Source organism: Marinobacter sp. DS40M6 (assembly GCF_028581595.1).
In the GTDB taxonomy this organism is placed as follows: domain Bacteria; phylum Pseudomonadota; class Gammaproteobacteria; order Pseudomonadales; family Oleiphilaceae; genus Marinobacter; species Marinobacter salarius.
In genome coordinates, this window is the sequence record NZ_JAFCAE010000002.1 from 300455 (window position 1) to 316963 (window position 16509).

The 16509-nt window shown below is 58.1% G+C and carries 13 protein-coding genes; 7 read left to right on the forward strand and 6 right to left on the reverse strand.

The features are described from left to right. The first annotated feature begins 108 nt into the window (after nucleotides 1-108). Complete coding sequence (locus JJO78_RS05335; RefSeq protein WP_036204553.1) at nucleotides 109-1614, forward strand: sensor histidine kinase; 1506 nt, start codon at nucleotides 109-111, stop codon at nucleotides 1612-1614. Then, a complete protein-coding gene (locus JJO78_RS05340) occupies nucleotides 1607-2245 on the forward strand; it encodes a response regulator transcription factor (RefSeq protein WP_075195841.1) in 639 nt (212 codons plus the stop codon). Before JJO78_RS05335 ends, JJO78_RS05340 begins: the two co-directional genes overlap by 8 nt. A 7-nt stretch (nucleotides 2246-2252) precedes the next feature. On the opposite strand, the gene JJO78_RS05345 is transcribed toward JJO78_RS05340, so the two are convergent. Then, a complete protein-coding gene (locus JJO78_RS05345) occupies nucleotides 2253-3671 on the reverse strand; it encodes an aminotransferase-like domain-containing protein (protein ID WP_075195842.1) in 1419 nt (472 codons plus the stop codon). 190 nt (nucleotides 3672-3861) lie between these two features. On the opposite strand from JJO78_RS05345, the gene JJO78_RS05350 reads away from it, so the two are divergent. Both JJO78_RS05350 and JJO78_RS05355 read left to right on the forward strand, forming a co-directional pair. Beyond that, nucleotides 3862-4671: a PhzF family phenazine biosynthesis protein gene (locus JJO78_RS05350; RefSeq protein WP_273623059.1), complete on the forward strand. Its 810-nt coding sequence runs from the start codon at nucleotides 3862-3864 to the stop codon at nucleotides 4669-4671. Between the two features lie 208 nt (nucleotides 4672-4879). Then, a complete protein-coding gene (locus tag JJO78_RS05355) occupies nucleotides 4880-6064 on the forward strand; it encodes an NAD(P)/FAD-dependent oxidoreductase (RefSeq protein ID WP_075195844.1) in 1185 nt (394 codons plus the stop codon). 20 nt (nucleotides 6065-6084) lie between these two features. Here the strand turns inward: JJO78_RS05355 and JJO78_RS05360 are convergent, their stop codons facing one another. The 4 genes from JJO78_RS05360 to JJO78_RS05375 form a co-directional block, all read right to left on the reverse strand. Next, the gene (locus JJO78_RS05360) at nucleotides 6085-7674 is read right to left on the reverse strand and encodes a phospholipase D family protein (RefSeq protein WP_226909901.1); all 1590 of its coding nucleotides are present in this window, start codon (nucleotides 7672-7674) and stop codon (nucleotides 6085-6087) included. Next, on the reverse strand, nucleotides 7674-8600 hold the full coding sequence (locus tag JJO78_RS05365) for a universal stress protein (protein WP_075195845.1): 927 nt from the start codon (nucleotides 8598-8600) through the stop codon (nucleotides 7674-7676). Before JJO78_RS05365 ends, JJO78_RS05360 begins: the two co-directional genes overlap by 1 nt. A gap of 1 nt (nucleotide 8601) precedes the next feature. Continuing rightward, nucleotides 8602-10089 carry a SulP family inorganic anion transporter gene (locus JJO78_RS05370; protein WP_036204539.1) on the reverse strand — a complete coding sequence of 496 codons (1488 nt, stop codon included), beginning with the start codon at nucleotides 10087-10089 and terminating at the stop codon, nucleotides 8602-8604. 246 nt (nucleotides 10090-10335) lie between these two features. Beyond that, nucleotides 10336-10956, reverse strand: coding sequence for a LysE/ArgO family amino acid transporter (locus JJO78_RS05375; protein WP_007151886.1), 621 nt, complete (start codon nucleotides 10954-10956; stop codon nucleotides 10336-10338). A gap of 83 nt (nucleotides 10957-11039) precedes the next feature. On the opposite strand from JJO78_RS05375, the gene JJO78_RS05380 reads away from it, so the two are divergent. Further along, complete coding sequence (locus tag JJO78_RS05380) at nucleotides 11040-11939, forward strand: LysR family transcriptional regulator ArgP (RefSeq protein WP_075195846.1); 900 nt, start codon at nucleotides 11040-11042, stop codon at nucleotides 11937-11939. Here the strand turns inward: JJO78_RS05380 and alkB are convergent. Beyond that, nucleotides 11909-12559 (reverse strand): DNA oxidative demethylase AlkB, encoded by a 651-nt coding sequence (alkB, locus tag JJO78_RS05385; protein ID WP_075195847.1) that lies wholly within the window; start codon nucleotides 12557-12559, stop codon nucleotides 11909-11911. The genes JJO78_RS05380 and alkB overlap by 31 nt on opposite strands. Nucleotides 12560-12665: 106 nt before the next feature. Between alkB and JJO78_RS05390 the strand changes: the two genes are divergently transcribed. Further along, a complete protein-coding gene (locus JJO78_RS05390; RefSeq protein WP_075195848.1) occupies nucleotides 12666-15533 on the forward strand; it encodes an HD domain-containing phosphohydrolase in 2868 nt (955 codons plus the stop codon). Nucleotides 15534-15623: 90 nt separating this feature from the next. Continuing rightward, entirely contained in the window at nucleotides 15624-16394 is a 771-nt protein-coding gene (djlA, locus tag JJO78_RS05395; protein WP_036204533.1) for a co-chaperone DjlA, read from the forward strand. Nucleotides 16395-16509 lie beyond the last annotated feature (115 nt).

The following is a 16509-nucleotide window of genomic DNA, read 5'->3' on the forward strand; positions in this document are numbered from 1 at the left end:
TTAAAGAAGTCTACCAAAAGGGCTACAATATCTGGTATAGAGATACTATTTTATAGCAACACTACTAGAAATTACACCAATGTATTATAGTGTATTTACTATATTAAAATGAAAAATAACCAAGGAAGCACTATCACAACCTTCCAGCTGCCAAGTTCCGACCCTGAAGCAGGGCTTATACTCGATTCCGACGGCCAGCTGCTAGGCTTGAATCAGGCAGCGAAAGATCTGTGTGCGGAGACCGGAACCGACAACCCGATCAGACTGCTACCAGTCAATTTCTCAGCTCTGATCAATGCCTGCCTTACCCAGGGGCGCGCTATTGAAGGCGTGGAGAGTCGTCTGCATTCGGCCACCCTGTCGTGGACGTTCATTCCCGACCAGGACTCTCGCCAGATTCTGGCACGGGGACGGGATGTCACAGACAACATTCGGAAACTGGACGAGGCAACCCGATCCAGCCGGCTTTACCGATTGATTACCGAAAACACTACAGACCTTATTTCCCGGCATGCACCGGATGGCAGGTTCATTGATGCCACGCCGGCATCCTGGAGGCTGCTGGGGTACTGGCCTGAGGAACTTAGGGGCAAACCTCTTGAAGAGGTATTCCGAAGCAATGCCTTCAGCGCCGAAATGGAGGAAGCCCGTAACCGGCTTCGGGACGAAGGCTACGCCACCATGACCATAGAGATCACCCACCGGGACGGCAGCAAGCGATGGTTTGAAATCGCCAGCCGGGCGATCAGGGAAACCTACACCGGAGCAGTGATCGAGGCCGTCAGCGTCTCACGAGACATTACCGCAAGGGTAAAGTCGGAAGAAAACAACCGCCGACTGGCCGAAGAACTCGCCCACACTGCCCGCTTGGCGACACTGGGCGAACTGGCATCCAGTATCGCCCACGAGATGAACCAGCCACTGGCGTCGATCGTTAACTTTGCCAGTGCAAGCCAGCGTTATCTGAAACTGGCCCTGGAGTACCCGGAGAACCTCGAGCGGGTGGACGATGGTCTGCAGCGAATCACTCATCACGCCAACCGCGCCTCGGAAGTCATCAAGCGACTGCGGGCCTTTCTACGTAAGGGGCAGCAACGCACAGCGCCGGTTAACATCAATGACGCGGTAACCAACGTCAAGCGACTATGCCAATGGGATGCAGACAAACATAATGTTGTCATCCAGGAGAACCTAACGCCGCTCAACCCCGTACTCACTGCCGACCCGGTCTTACTCGAGCAGGTGTTGATCAACCTGATTCGCAACGGTATCGACGCCAATACCGAAGCCCGGCAGGATAACAACGCCCCATCTCACATTAAGATTGAAACCTGCATAACACCGGCGCAGGAGACCCTGATCAAGGTGACTGACCACGGAACGGGCCTTGACGAGGAAGGCCTGCGACACATGTTCACGCCCTTCTATACCAGCAAACCTCAAGGACTTGGCCTTGGACTTTCCATGAGCCGCTCCATTATTGAGGGATATGGCGGCTTTCTGGACGCACAACCAGCCGACGGTGGCGGCCTGACACTGATATGCCGCTTCCCTCCTCCCCACTGCAAAAAGAATGAATCCGGCAACCCTAGGGAGACAGACCAGGATGAGTGATTCAGCCCATACCGTTTATGTTGTAGACGATGATGCCGGCATGCTGGAGTCCACCCAGTGGCTGCTGGAGTCCGTTGGCCTACACGTGCAGCCTTATGCAGATGGCCGGCAATTTCTGAACGCCGTTAATCCGGAGCATACCGGCTGCGTGGTCCTCGACATACGGATGCCTGGCCTCGGCGGCCTGAACGTTCAGGAAGAGCTTCAAAAACGGGGCTCGCAACTTCCCATCATCTTTCTCTCTGGACACGCGGATGTGCCCATCGTGGTCCGCGCCTTCAAATCCGGGGCTTTTGATTTCATCGAGAAGCCATTCAACGAACAACTTCTTCTGGATAGCGTCCAGCAGGCCCTTCAGGAACATCAGAAAACCAATAGTCAACAACGTGGAGACCAGCACACTGACACGCTTGTCGCTTCTCTCACACGGCGGGAACGGGATGTATTCATGCCATTGGCACAAGGATACACCAGCAGGGAAATAGCGGAGCAACTGGGCATCGGCGTGAAGACAATTGACTTGTACAGGGCGCGCGTAATGAAACGGCTAGGTGTGGAGCGCGTGCCGGATGTTACGGGCATTGCGGTTGCCATCGGCCTGCTGGATCCGATGAGCCTGCGGAAAAAATAGGCCCGAGTCAGGCCCGGGACTCAGCCGCCACAGCCGTTACGATGGCACCGAGGCGCGCAATGGCCTGCTCAACCCGCTCACTCCAGGGATTGGCACCATTCAATCGCAGGCAGTTTTCGTACTTGTCGGTGGTGGAGAACATCAGGCCCGGAGCCACGTTGATATTCTCCTCCCGCGCCCGGCGAAACACCTCTGTACCGGACACTGTGCCCGGAAGCTGAACCCACAGCACGAAACCGCCCTGGGGACGGCTGACAGCCGTACCTTCCGGGAAGGAGCGTCCTACTGCCGCACGCATACGGTCCGTTGCCTCGCGGTAACGCTGCCGGGCTGAACGCAGGTATCGGTCGTAACCGCCCTGCTCCAGGAAATGCGCTACGGCAATCTGGGGCACACTCGCCGTACCCAGATTACTGAAATACTTCTGCTGCCGTGCTTCGGCGAGGTATTTTCCCGGCATCATCCATCCCAGCCGTAAACCCGGAGAAATGGTCTTGGAGAAGGAGTTGCAATAGATAACATTGCCGGTGCGATCAAAGACCTTTGCCGGTCTGGGTCGATTCATGCCGTAATAGAGATCGCCGTAGATGTCGTCCTCAATCAAAGGAACGCCCACCGCTTCCAGCATCCTTACCATCTGCTGCTTGCGAAGATCAGACATCGTCGCGCCCATGGGATTGCTGTGATTGGGGACCACCACGCATGCCTTCACCGGCCACTGTTCCAGCGCCAGCTCCAATCCCTCCAGGCTCAGCCCTTCCGAAGGATGCGTCGGCACTTCAATGACCCGGAGCCCAACCACGTCCAGCGCCTGGAGGATGCCCGGGAACGATGGTGACTCGACAACCACGATATCCCCAGGCGAAGTGACCGCCTGCAGGGCAAGAATAATGGCTTCCTGGGCGCCGTTGGTGGCAAGAATGTCGTCGGGCGTGGTAATAATCCCCAACGCGGCCATTCGCTGGGCCACCTGACGGCGATACTCGATCTTGCCGGGAAAGGCATAGTCTAATGTTTCCAGCCCACGCCGCGCAGCCCAGAGGGTGGCATGCTGGATCTGCCGCACGGGCAAAAAATCGGGATGTGGCACAGCAGCGGCCAGAGGCACCATGCGCTTCTCTTCGTCAGCACAAAGATCAAGCGCCATGTCACGGGCACTCACCGGCACCGGCTTGGCTTTGTGCTTCTGCATCACCGGTTCTGGTGTATCCCGCCTGGGCAGATGCACAAAATAGCCGCTGCGCTCTCGCGCTTCGAGGTAGCCTCGGGCCTCCAGCGTCTGGTGTGCTTGAAGCACCGTTGACACGCTCACGCCAAACTGGCGACTGAGCGCCCGAACACCAGGCAACCGCTCACCTTCGCGATAAACCCCATCACGAATCAATGCGTGTAACTGGTCTGCTACCTGATTATAGAGAATGCCCATCGCTTCATCCTGCCAGATCAATCCAGAATGGCTGCAGTACAGATCGAACAGATTCTCACCAGTACAGATGTCACATAGAAAGGCCTGTACCGGTCCAAAATCACAATATCTGAATCTGTTATGGTTGTCTGCATAAACGGAGAATGGTGACTCTGGCTATCATCCATCGAATCTCGCGAAAGGAAAGGGAATGAAAACACTACCGATATATCAGGTCGACGCCTTCGCCAGTCAGGTTTTTAGCGGCAATCCCGCGGCCGTCATGCCGCTTGAAGAGTGGCTGCCGGACGACGCCATGCAGAAACTGGCACTGGAAAATAACCTCTCGGAAACAGCCTTTCTGGTGCCCTTACCCAAGGAAGCGGACGAAGACTTCCACATACGCTGGTTCACCCCAGGCATTGAAGTGCCGCTATGCGGTCACGCCACCCTCGCCAGCGCCTGGGTCCTATTCAACAAGCTCGACTGGAAAAAGGGGCAAATCCGATTCCAGTCCAAAAGCGGGCCCCTGGGAGTGAAACAGACCGACGACGGCTGGCTGGAGCTGGATTTCCCCAATCTGGGCTTTGAGGAACGCCCGACACCCAGCCTGATTCTGGAAGCCCTGGAAGGCTGCCCGAACACTTCGTTCTTTGTCCCCAAAGACACCAATTACCTCATCGTCCTCGGAGACGAAGCGGCAGTAAAAACTGCGCAGCCGGACATCCGCAAGCTCAAGGAACTTGGTAATCTGGGCGTCATCATCACTGCGCCTGGCAATGACTGCGACTTCGTCAGCCGTTACTTCGCCCCCGGCGGCGGCATTGATGAAGACCCGGTCACCGGCTCAATCCACAGTATTCTGGTGCCCTATTGGGCCGAAAAACTCGGCAAGAATCATCTGTTGGCACACCAGGTGTCTGCAAGGGGCGGCGTTCTGCGATGTGAACTGAAGGGCGACCGCGTCGCCATTGGGGGCCAGGCGGCGTTTTATATGGAAGGTTCCGTGCAACTGCCCTAACGTCTCCGCAAAAATGTATACTGCGCCCAACTAATACATGCGGGGCGGTACAAGCACAGATGTTTGGCAAGGCGCGGGTTGAGAGCTGTCAGGGATCGTCAAAAACAGGGATGTTTTTGTCGAGCGTACAGGGACGCATTCACCGCGTATCCCTGACCGCCCTCAACCCGTGCCGGAACTCCGTAGGCCTGCAGCGGGACAACATCAGATGAACACGGCGAGCTACGACGTCATCATCATAGGCGCCGGCGCCGCAGGCCTGATGTGCGCTCTAACTGCAGGCTACCGCGGCCGTAGCGTGCTGGTGATCGACCACGCCAACAAACCCGGCAAGAAGATCCTTATGTCCGGCGGTGGCCGTTGCAACTTCACCAACCTCAACAGCACGCCGGCGAACTTCCTCTCGGACAATCCCCACTACTGCATCTCCGCCCTGAAACGCTACACCCCCCAGCATTTCCTGGATCTGGTGGAACGCCACGGCATCGAGCACGAGGAGAAGGCCGCCGGGCAGCTATTCTGCAAGGACAGCAGCAAGGAAATACTCAATATGCTGCTCACCGAATGCGAATGGGCTGGCGCGGAAGTGCGGCTCAAGACAAGCGTTAAAACAATCAGCGGTGTCGATCACGGCTATCAGCTACAAACCAGCAGCGGTACCCTGACCTGCGAATCCCTGGTCATCGCCTGCGGTGGGCTGTCCATCCCCACCATGGGCGCAACCGGCTTTGGCTACGATATTGCGAAACAGTTCGGGCTTGCCGTACTGCCCACCCGGGCAGGGTTGGTGCCCTTCACCCTGCACCCGGAGCTGAAGGAACAGTTGGCGCCCCTATCCGGCGTCAGTTGCCCTGTGGATGTGCATTGCAACAACGAACATTTCCGCGAACCGATGCTGGTCACCCACCGCGGGCTCAGTGGCCCTTCGATGCTGCAGATTTCCAGCTTCTGGCACCCCGGCGACAGCCTGAGCGTCAACATGCTGCCCGCCACCAACGTAGAACAGGACCTGCACGACCTACGGAAATCAAAACCGCAATCCACGGTGGCCCAGTACCTTGCGCAACACCTGCCCAAACGCTTCGCCCAGGCCCTGAACGACGTTCACGGCTGGGCCGGCCCACTGCAGGGCTATAAGAACAGCGACATAGAACAGGTGGCCCGCGCCCTGGATCAATGGACCATCAAACCTGCCGGCACCGAAGGCTATCGAACGGCCGAAGTAACCCTGGGTGGCGTGGATACCCGCCAGCTGTCATCAAAAACCATGGCGGTAATGGACAGACCAGACCTGTATTTTATTGGCGAAGTGGTGGATGTGACGGGCCATCTTGGTGGGCATAATTTTCAATGGGCCTGGGCGTCGGGCGTGGCAGCAGGGAGCGCTGCCTGACACCCCGGGCAAAGCCCAGACTAAAGGTACTTCTCGATAGGCAACCACGACAAGAACCCGGACTTCGCCCGGCGCCACCAATGGACGGTCGGCTCACTGCCATATACCGCCTCACCGCTGCGCCACTGGAGATCTCCGTCCTCGTCCAGAGCCACCTCCCAGCTATTGCCGGGCGCCATGGTCAGCCGTACATCCTCCGCCACACGCTCTGCCAGGTCGGCACTGTGGATAATCAATACGGTTTCACCGTTGAGGTAGATGGAGCGGAGGTTAACGTTGAAGGACCCCACCACCAGGGTGCTGCGATCAAAAACCACTGATTTGGAGTGCAGGCTGACCTCGCCCGTGGCGCAGAAGGCGTCGTCACTCAGCCATTGCCGGCAGGCCTCGGCATCGGGCTTGAGTTCGTAGATGTCTATGCCCTGCTCCAGCATGTAGGGACGCCAGCGGGCATAACCGGCATGGTTGGTGACCAGATCATTGGAAGCCAGTGAGTTGGTCAGCGCGGCAACCTCCAGTTGCGGGCGCTCGCTGGCCCCCAGGGCCTGCAACTGTTCCCTGGCAAGAATGAGGTAGGCGGACTCGATCAGGATTTCCCGGGTGGCTGTCTGCGCCAGGCGTTGCAACGCCAGTGCGCTGCGTTTGGGTGTCTCGGATGGCGCGTCCATATGTTCAGGGGGAGGGTCAAACACCAGTTCCCCCTGAGCAATCGTCATTCGGCTGAACACGCTGGTCAGTTCAGACCTGCCCTGTTCCGCCCCGGTGGGGGCAGAGATGGGAAGTCGGGGTTGTGCGATGGCCTGCTGCCGAAGCCCCTCCAGCGTCTCGGCCAACTCCGCGCCAGTAGGCATGGATGTGTATAGATCGGATGCGGGGTAAGCCCAGGGGCTGCTCCAGTACGCCTGGAAATTATCCGCCATACCCTCAACCACCGGCCCCAGGGCAAGGACATCGCGATCCCTGAAATAGCGGCTCTCATCGAAGCCGAAATATTCATCACCAATGTTGCGACCACCGACAATGCCCGCAGTCCCGTCCACCACAAATGTCTTGTTGTGCATTCGGCGGTTTATTCGCTGGAAATCCATCAGGAACGATACCCATCGGCCCCAGCCACTGCGGTTTCTGGCTGGGTTGAAGATGCGAATATGAATATTCGGGTGGGTATCCAGGGAAGCAAACAATTCGCCGATCCCCTCGGCGTTAAAGTCATCCAGCAGCAGCCGGACCTGAACACCACGGTCCGCTGCGAGTAACAGCCGGCCGGCCAGGTGCAGTCCGGAGTCATCACGATTCCAGATGTAGTACTGGGCATCAATACGGTGTTCAGCCGCCTCAATCATAGCGGCTCGGTACAGGAAGGCGTCCTGACCAGAATCCAGCAGGTAATAACCGGATTGACCGTTCGCATCAGCCAGCCGTTGCCGGGACTGGCTGGAAAGGAAACTGTCGTCAGTCAGCACGGCGGTTTCGGCTCCGGAATGAGTGGCCGGCGGTAAACTGCCGGCACAGCCTGTCAGCAACACTAGCAGCACTAGCAGCACTAGCAGCCCTGACAGAGAGTAGCGTGCCGACATCAGCCCGGCAACAGAGCGCCGCTGGTTCAGCATTAGCGCAGGATCACCAGCGGCTTTTTCGCGGTTTTCAGCATGGTGGTTGTGGTGCTTCCCACCAGGAACTGCCGAATTCGTGAATGACCATAGGCACCCATTACCAGGATGTCGATGTCGTGTTCTTCCTGGTAGGCGTGAAGGGTTGGCTCTACATCCCCGCCACGGATCGCGATGGTGATGTCGGAGCCAAGGTCACCCAGCATCTTCTCTGCTTTCTTGAGCTGTTCCCAGCGGTCATTGGTGTCCGCTCCAATCATCACCAGATGAATCGGCATGCTTTTCAGTACCGGGCTACCCGCCAGAAGTTCCACGCCCTTGAACGCCGTGGCGCTGCCGTCAAAAGCCAGCATGGCGCTCTTTGGCTGCTCGTACTCGTCCGGAACCAGAAGAATCGGGCGGTGGACACTACGAATCACCGTTTCCAGTTGGCTGCCCACATGTACGTCACGGTCTGAACTGCTCTCACCGTGCAGCCCCATGACCAGCAGACGGGTCTGGTTTTCCAGGGCCAGCAGGGATTCCGTCAGATCCCCATGGCGCTGGCGCTTGATCACGTCGTCAATGCCCTGTTCCTTCACCCGGTGTTCAGCCTCATCGAGCATGTGATGGCCGTGTTCCAGGGCCAGCTTGGAACGCTTGCGGTCAAGCTCGGCAAGCTCATCCATCAGCTGTTCACGGCTTCCCAAGCCGATGCTGCCAGCCAGGTCCGGCTCTGTTGGATAGCGTTCCTCATCGAGGACGTGCAGCAGAGTCATCGGGGTTTCCATGTGCTTGCTGGCCCAGGCAGCGTAATCACACACCGCCGGTGCAGCCCGGGAGCCGTCGATACAGGCAACTACTCGTAGCATTTCAACCTCGCCTTGGTGATCCTTGTGGTTGTTATTCTGACCGGTTACGTCGTTGAATTCCTTGGCTTGTGTCATATCAGTGCGCCATCAACTGGTCAACGGCGTCGGGTTTATCGTGCACTCCAAAGCGGTCAACAATGGTGGCACTGGCTTCATTCAGGCCGATGATCTCCACCTCCGCACCTTCGCGACGGAACTTGATAACGGCCTTGTCCAGAGCGCCCACTGCCGTAATGTCCCAGAAGTGCGCCCGGGTCAGGTCAATCACCACATTATCCACTGCTTCCTTGAAATCAAAGGATTCCGTGAATTTTTCCGAGGAACTGAAGAACACCTGTCCGACAACGTTGTAGGTGCGGGTGTCAGTCGCTTCGTCAAAGTCGGACGTCACCAGCATGTAATGGCCCACCTTGTTGGCGAAGAACAGGGCCGCCAGAAGCACGCCTGCCAGCACGCCGAAGGCCAGGTTGTGCGTGGCGACGACGACAATAACGGTCACCACCATCACAATGTTGGTGGACAGGGGATGCTCTTTCAGGTTCTTGATCGACGCCCAACTGAAGGTACCGATGGACACCATGATCATCACGGCTACGAGGGCCGCCATTGGAATCTGTACCAGCCACTGGTCCAGCACCAGCACGAGAACCAGCAGGAATACACCCGCTGTCAGCGTGGAAAGCCGGGTTCGGCCGCCGGATTTGATGTTGATAATGGACTGGCCAATCATCGCGCAACCAGCCATGCCACCCAGCAGGCCAGAGCCAATATTGGCAACGCCCTGCCCTTTGCACTCCCGGTTACGGTCACTGGTTGTGTCCGTGAGGTCGTCCACAATGGTGGCGGTCATCATGGATTCCAGAAGGCCAACAATGGCCAGACCGACGGAGTAAGGCAGGATGATCATCAGGGTTTCAAGGTTCAGCGGCACGTCTGGCCACAGGAAAATCGGAAGCGTATCCGGCAGTTGCCCCATATCACCGACCGTGCGGATATCGATGTTGTAGACCATCGCGACGATGGTCAGCGAGACAATACAGATCAACGGCGATGGCAGTATGCGGCCGACGACCGGCACCAGTGGAAACAGGTAAATGATACCCAGTCCGGCAGCGGTCATCGCATAAACGTGCCAGGTGACATTAGTCAGTTCTGGCAACTGCGCCATAAAGATCAGGATAGCCAGCGCGTTCACAAACCCGGTCACCACGGAACGGGACACAAAGCGCATCAGGCCGCCGAGTTTCAGATAGCCAGCGCCGATCTGCAGCAACCCGGTCAGCAGCGTAGCTGCAAGCAGATACTCCAGGCCGTGCTCCTTTACAAGAGTCACCATCAACAGCGCCATAGCGCCTGTCGCGGCGGAGATCATACCGGGGCGGCCACCGACGAAGGCAATCACCACAGCAATACAGAACGAGGCATACAGACCCACTTTCGGGTCCACACCGGCGATAATGGAAAAAGCGATGGCTTCGGGAATCAACGCCAGCGCCACCACAATGCCGGCAAGCAAATCGCCGCGTATATTGGAAAGCCAGTCGGCCTTAAGCTTGTTCACCATATCGTTGGTATCCAGTCAGAGAGGACAAATTCGGGACGTAAAAACCGGTTGTAGTCCTCATGATGTGACTACCGGAGTTCAATCAGGACGTAAACCTGGGAGCACAGGACGCTAGGGCGGAGTGATCGTCGTAACTGTCGTGGGGACGTTCATTAAGGTACGTTCATAAGCTGCGAATTAAAGGCGGCGAAGCATACCAGAACGGTGCTGGAAAAGTAACCGGCGGGCCCGGAGACCGGGCCCTGTTTACGCCACCGGTCCGGACAGGCCGTTGCTGGCGAGGTGAAAGGCAATGATCGCCATCATGGAACCAATGGCGCCATCAATGAACCGCCAGGACATAGGGCTCGACAACCAGGGGGAAAGCGCCGCCCCGCCGAACGCCAGCAGGCAGAACCACATGACAGACGCACTGCTGGCGCCGGCCACAAACACCAGCGGGCTGGCCTGTTGCGCGCCGATGGCAGGGATCAGCAACAAGGTATCCAGATACACCTGGGGATTCAGCAGCGTTACCGCCAGGGTGGTCAACACCACGGTCCGCAGGCTCGAAACATCCGCTTTCCTGGCATCCAGGGCATCACGTCCTTTCGCAGCACGAGCGAAGGCCAGCAACGCCAGCCAGCTGAGGAACGCCACACCCAACCAGCGCATCACGTCCAGCGCTTCAGGCACGGCCATCAACGCGGCGTTAACGCCGAACATGCCTGCCGTGAACAGCAAGATATCCGCCGTCATGCAAATGCCGGCGCAATACCAGTGATGTTCCCGGCGAATCGCCTGCCCCAGGATGTAGGCGTTTTGAGCGCCAATCGCAATGATGATGCCGCCGCACACCAGCAGCCCTGTCAGATAACTTGTCAGCATATTTCCCTCCGAATTTGCTGGAAGCTTAAGGGGTAAGGGCTATACTTAAAAATCATAAACCTTATATCCCATGAATATTTCTTATGTTGGATTACAAGCTTCTGCAGGCACTTGCCGCGGTGATCGAGAACGGTGGGTTTGAGCGTGCCGGGGAGAACCTCGGGCTTACGCAATCCGCCGTATCACAACGCATCAAGTCACTTGAAGTACGCCTGGGCCAGCCGGTTCTGGTCCGGCACCCGGAACTGCAGGCAACGCCGGCCGGAAACAAGCTGCTGAACCACTTCCAGCAGGTACAGCTTCTGGAAAGGGACCTGCGCAAAACCATCCCCGCCCTTGCCGAGGACACCACCCGCCTGCGTATCGCTATCAACGCCGACAGCCTGGCCACCTGGTGGGCCGCTGTGGTTGGGGAGTTCTGCAGCCGGGAGGGTTTATTGCTCGATCTGGTGATTGAGGACCAGGACGTAGGCCTGAAGCGAATGCGCGATGGCGATGTAGCCGCCTGTCTGTGCAGCAGCAGCCAGCCCATTGCTGGCGGGCGTTGCGTGGCACTGGGGGAAATGACCTACATGCCGCTGGCGACCCCACAGTATGTTCGCCAGTTTTTTCCGGATGGCATCACACCAGAAGCTTTCGCCACCTCTCCGGCTATTGTATTTGGCCCCAACGACCAGCTACAGCACCGATTCATGGCCGGCTGTGGCTACCACGGCCGTTTCCCCTACCATTTGTGCCCCTCCTCCGAAGGTTTCGTCCAGCTTGCCAGGGCCGGCATGGGCTACGGCATGATTCCGCAAATCCAGGCCAGTCATTGGCTGGACAATGGGGGCCTGGTCAACCTTGCACCGGGTCATGAGCTGAAAGTGCCACTCTACTGGCACTTCTGGCGACACAGCGGGGAGTTGCTACAGCGTTTAACCACCACGCTTGAGGGTGCCATCACCCACCATTACCGCGCACGGCGAAACGTCAGGTTGTAACGGCAGGCGCCCGTCAGCGAATGCTGTGCCTGCTTGAGCGTTAGCACACCATGGTAGCGGAGCCTCGCCGGGCCGCCCCAGACCACAACATCACCATGCTCAAGGGGCACTCGCTGTGGCCGGTCACTGCGCCGGGCGCCTCCGAACTGAAACATCGCCGGCGTGCCCAGGGACACAGAAACGATCGGCTGACCGAAGTCGTCCTCGTCTTTGTCCTGGTGGAGCCCCATTTTGGCGCCAGGTGCATAGCGGTTCACCAGGCAGGCGTCCGGTTCGAACCCCGAGTAGCCCCCCGCGCTTGCTGCCTTCACCGCCAGGGACCGAAACACGGCCGGCATCAACGGCCAGGGTTCCCCCGAAAGCGGATCGGTTCGCTGATACCGGTAGCCCTGCGCATCCGTCACCCAGCCCCAGTCTCCGCAACAAGTCATCGCCACCGACATGGTGTGGCCACCGGGTGTCTGCATTTGCCGAAACTGAGCCTGTTCCGCCACGCCTGAAATCGCTTCCAGCAATCCGCTGGCCTCGGCCCGGGCAAAACGGCGAAGGACAACTGCCCCGTCGCAGAGCGGCTCAACCCAAGGCTCTGATGAAGATGACTCGAACAAATCCATGGTCATTACGCATTCACCGTATGATCAGGAAAACCGGGAGTTTAACGTCTACCCTTAGGGCAGTGCAGTCCCATGCTCTTCGCTACGCCAGACCACCGTTTAAGGATGAACCATGCGTCGGAACCGCCAGACAGCACAGGTATCGCTTGCCTTTCTGATTGCCTCTACAATCACCCTCGGCATGCTGGCACTCACCATTGTACTGGTCGGGCAAAGCTTTCGCGGCATGGAAAGTGCCAAGATAACCGCCGCCAGTGCCACGGCCCGCCAGCTTGCCGTCAGTGTGGATGACCGTATCCGCACCATCACTGGCCCGCCGTCAACCGCCCTCGCGGTCCTCAGCCATGACCCTTTGGCCGTCGCCGATACATTGCAACAACGCCTGGTCAGGCTGCCGGTTATCGCCGACATTCTAGATAGCAGCGACATCGTCAGTGCCGTTTACGCTGGCTATGACAACGGCGATTTTTTCCTGCTACGCAAGATACGCAGCTCCGGTGCCATGCAGTTTCCTGACGCACCCACCAATGCGCAATACCTGCTCCAGTCCATCACCAGGGCCGAGGATGGAAGGCCGCAACCCATGTGGCACTTCTACGATGCCAACCGCACCCTTCTTGAGCGCCGCACACCATCCGACTACCGCTTTGATCCCAGAGATCGTGGCTGGTACGAGCTCGCTAATGCCTCCGGTACGACGGAACTGACCGCGCCCTATGTTTTCTTTACCACGGGTGAAACCGGTTTGACCCTTTCCCGGCGGCAAGCCATTGCGAAGGGCATGGACAGCAACACCGTGTTTGGCATCGACGTAACTGTCACCGACCTGAGCACGCAGCTAGCCGAACTGCGGCAGACGCCCGGCACCCGCATTGCCATCGTCAATGCCGAGGGTTCCCCCCTGGCCTACACAGGGCCTGATACCACCAACAGCGGGACAACATCCACCACAGCAAAGCCACAGGGGCTGAGTGACGGAGCCATCAACGCCGTCCTGGAACGCGATGGCATGCAAGCCACGAGTGAATTGGTAAACCGCTTTACCACCGAAAACCGCGACTGGTACGGCATGACCGAGCCCCTTGATTCCCTGAATCAGGAGAATCTGAAAATTGCCGTGGCCATTCCCGCCGACGAACTATTGGCCGATGTCTGGGCGGCCCTGACCCGTCAGACTATCCTTGCAAGTGCCATTGCACTTTTATTGCTGATCATCGGCTGGTTCCTGGGCCGTCGTGTGGGCAGGCCGCTGGAATTACTGACACGCCGGGTGGGGGCACTCTCCCGTTTTCGTTTCGATACGCCCATTTCCGTTGATTCCCATATTCGCGAAGCGCGTCAACTCAGCGTCGCCCTGGACGATATGGCCAGTACGATCCGCAGCTTCCAAAGTATTGCCACCGCACTCAATCGGGGCCAGGACCTGGATAGTCTTTTGCAGGATATCCTCCAACAGATCGTGCACATTCTCGGACAGACCCGGGGCGCCATCTACCTGATGAGCCGCCAAAACAGCGAGCTCTCGCTAGCCGTGGACTGTGGCATACACCCGCCGGAGACCATCACCGGCGTCAACGCCAAGGACGACGACAACGACGTGATAAGGGCGCTCCGTAACGCCCTTTCCGGCCATCCGGTATTCGCCATTCTCAGAAACCGGCGCAAACAGTTGATTGGGGCCCTCGTTATCGAAATGGAGCATGGTGAGCACACCCACCTTAGCGACGACCTGATCGTATTCGTCGATGAGATCGCCGGCTCCGCCGCCGTTGCGATCGAAACCCGTGAACTGATTGAAAGCCAGCAGGCGTTGCTTGAGGGCATCATTCGCCTGGTTGCCAACGCCATTGATGCCAAGTCACCGTATACGGGTGGCCACTGCGACCGCGTACCAAAACTCGCCCAGATGATGGTCGATGAAGCTATCCAGAGCCCCGCAGAACCCTTTGCCAACTTCACCATGAACGACGACGAGCGCTACGAGTTCCACCTGGCAGCGTGGCTTCACGACTGTGGAAAGATCACCAGCCCCGAGCATGTGGTGGACAAGGCCGTCAAACTGGAAACGATCTACAACCGCATCCATGAGATTCGCACCCGCTTTGAAGTTCTGCATCGGGATGCGGAGATTCGGTGCCTGAAAAGGCAACTGGCTGGCGAGAGTTCTCAGCAGGCGGAAACCGACCGGGATCGGGAACAGGAAGAGCTGCAGGAAGCCTTTCGCGCAGTCGCCAACGCCAACACTGGTGGCGAATTCATGTCGGAGGACGACATAGAGCACATCCGACAGATCGGCCAACGCACCTGGGTGCGTCATTTCAGTGACAGGCTGGGATTGTCCGGCGACGAAAAGCAGGTTTTGACTGGCACACCGGAGCAGACGCCACCTGCTACAGAACCTCTGCTGGCAGACAAACCCGGCCACCTTCGTCCCTGGGGTGCGCACAAACCGCCCGTCACCAAAGACGACCCACGGAACCGGTGGGGATTCGACATGACACTTCCAGAACATGCCGTTAATCAGGGTGAGCTCCACAACCTGACCGTGGCAAAAGGAACCCTGACCCCCGAGGAACGCTTCCGGATCAACGACCACATCGTACAGACCATCTGCATGCTGGACGCCCTGCCCCTACCTGACAGACTTGCGAACGTGCCCCACCTGGCAGGCACCCACCATGAACGCATGGATGGACAAGGTTACCCCTGCCGGCTGAACGCAGACGACATGGGCATTCCCGAGCGGATCATGGCGGTGGCGGATATTTTCGAGGCGCTGACCGCCGTGGACCGCCCCTACAAGGAGGGCAAGACACTGACCGAATCCCTGACCATCATGCAGAGAATGGTGAATGACGGACACATCGACCGGGCGGTGTTCCAGTTGTTCGTCCAGACAGGTATCTACCGCCGATACGCAGAGCAACACCTGCGTCCGGAACAAATCGACGCCGTGAATGAAGAACGCTTTCTGACATGAACATTCCTCCATCGCGACGGGTTATTTTCGAATTCTTCGCCGAAACCCGTATACTTTGCGCAGTTTTAAACACTTGAAAAGGACACTGACATGTTCGGCCTGTTTATCGGCGGTTTGATCGGCTACCTGTTTGGCCGCTTTCCCGGCCTTCTGATTGGCGCTGTGGCAGGCGTACTGTTGACCCGATACATCAAGAGCCGTCTGTGGCAAAAACTGCGCAATGTGCAGACGGACTTCCTGGAATCCGTGTTTGCGGTGATGGGCGCCCTGTGTAAAGCCGATGGCGTTGTCACTCGCGATGAGATCCAGGTGGCGGAACGCCTGTTCGATCGGTTTCGTCTCTCCGGCGAACACCGGGAGCGCGCCAAGGCTGCCTTCAACCGTGGCAAGGCCAATGACTTCGACCTGGATGCGGAACTGCAACACTTCCTGCGGGTGAGTGGCCGCCAGCCCGCATTACTGCAGATGTTCCTTCAGGTACAGGTGTCTGCCGTTGCCGCCGATGGTGTGGTCCACCCGGCCGAACATGAGATGCTGGTGCGTATTGCCCGGGGGCTGGGACTGCCCGAGGCCCAGGTAGACCAGTTGGAAGCCATGTTGAGGGGCGCTCACGCCGGCCAGGCAGGTGCGTCTGGCCAACCATCGTCCGCCAGCCAGATCGACGATGCCTATAAGGTTCTCGGGGTGTCGCCCTCCGCCAGCGACGCCGAGATCAAGAAAGCCTACCGCAAACTGATGAGCGAGAATCATCCGGACAAACTGGCTGGGCGCGGCCTGCCGGAAAGCATGCGGGAAATGGCAGAAGAGCGCACCCGTGAGATCAGCCACGCCTACGACGTAATAAAGGACGCCCGCAACTAACGAAAGGCCCGGCGAGGGCCTTTACTTACATCCCCTCTACTTGTCGTGCGCCGCGATGCAATTTCCTGATATGACATATCGTCACGTTTAGGTTTTATATACAGTGGATACAGTC

Bases quoted from the DNA above. Each gene is read 5' to 3' on its own strand.
- djlA (WP_036204533.1), top strand. From the start codon at position 15,624: ATGTTCGGCCTGTTTATCGGCGGTTTGATCGGCTACCTGTTTGGCCGC.
- JJO78_RS05365 (WP_075195845.1), bottom strand. From the start codon at position 8,600: ATGACACAAGCCAAGGAATTCAACGACGTAACCGGTCAGAATAACAAC.
- JJO78_RS05340 (WP_075195841.1), top strand. From the start codon at position 1,607: ATGAGTGATTCAGCCCATACCGTTTATGTTGTAGACGATGATGCCGGC.
- JJO78_RS05350 (WP_273623059.1), top strand. From the start codon at position 3,862: ATGAAAACACTACCGATATATCAGGTCGACGCCTTCGCCAGTCAGGTT.
- JJO78_RS05345 (WP_075195842.1), bottom strand. From the start codon at position 3,671: ATGGGCATTCTCTATAATCAGGTAGCAGACCAGTTACACGCATTGATT.
- JJO78_RS05335 (WP_036204553.1), top strand. From the start codon at position 109: ATGAAAAATAACCAAGGAAGCACTATCACAACCTTCCAGCTGCCAAGT.
- JJO78_RS05375 (WP_007151886.1), bottom strand. From the start codon at position 10,956: ATGCTGACAAGTTATCTGACAGGGCTGCTGGTGTGCGGCGGCATCATC.
- JJO78_RS05360 (WP_226909901.1), bottom strand. From the start codon at position 7,674: ATGCTGAACCAGCGGCGCTCTGTTGCCGGGCTGATGTCGGCACGCTAC.
- alkB (WP_075195847.1), bottom strand. From the start codon at position 12,559: ATGACCATGGATTTGTTCGAGTCATCTTCATCAGAGCCTTGGGTTGAG.
- JJO78_RS05370 (WP_036204539.1), bottom strand. From the start codon at position 10,089: ATGGTGAACAAGCTTAAGGCCGACTGGCTTTCCAATATACGCGGCGAT.
- JJO78_RS05355 (WP_075195844.1), top strand. From the start codon at position 4,880: ATGAACACGGCGAGCTACGACGTCATCATCATAGGCGCCGGCGCCGCA.
- JJO78_RS05390 (WP_075195848.1), top strand. From the start codon at position 12,666: ATGCGTCGGAACCGCCAGACAGCACAGGTATCGCTTGCCTTTCTGATT.
- JJO78_RS05380 (WP_075195846.1), top strand. From the start codon at position 11,040: ATGTTGGATTACAAGCTTCTGCAGGCACTTGCCGCGGTGATCGAGAAC.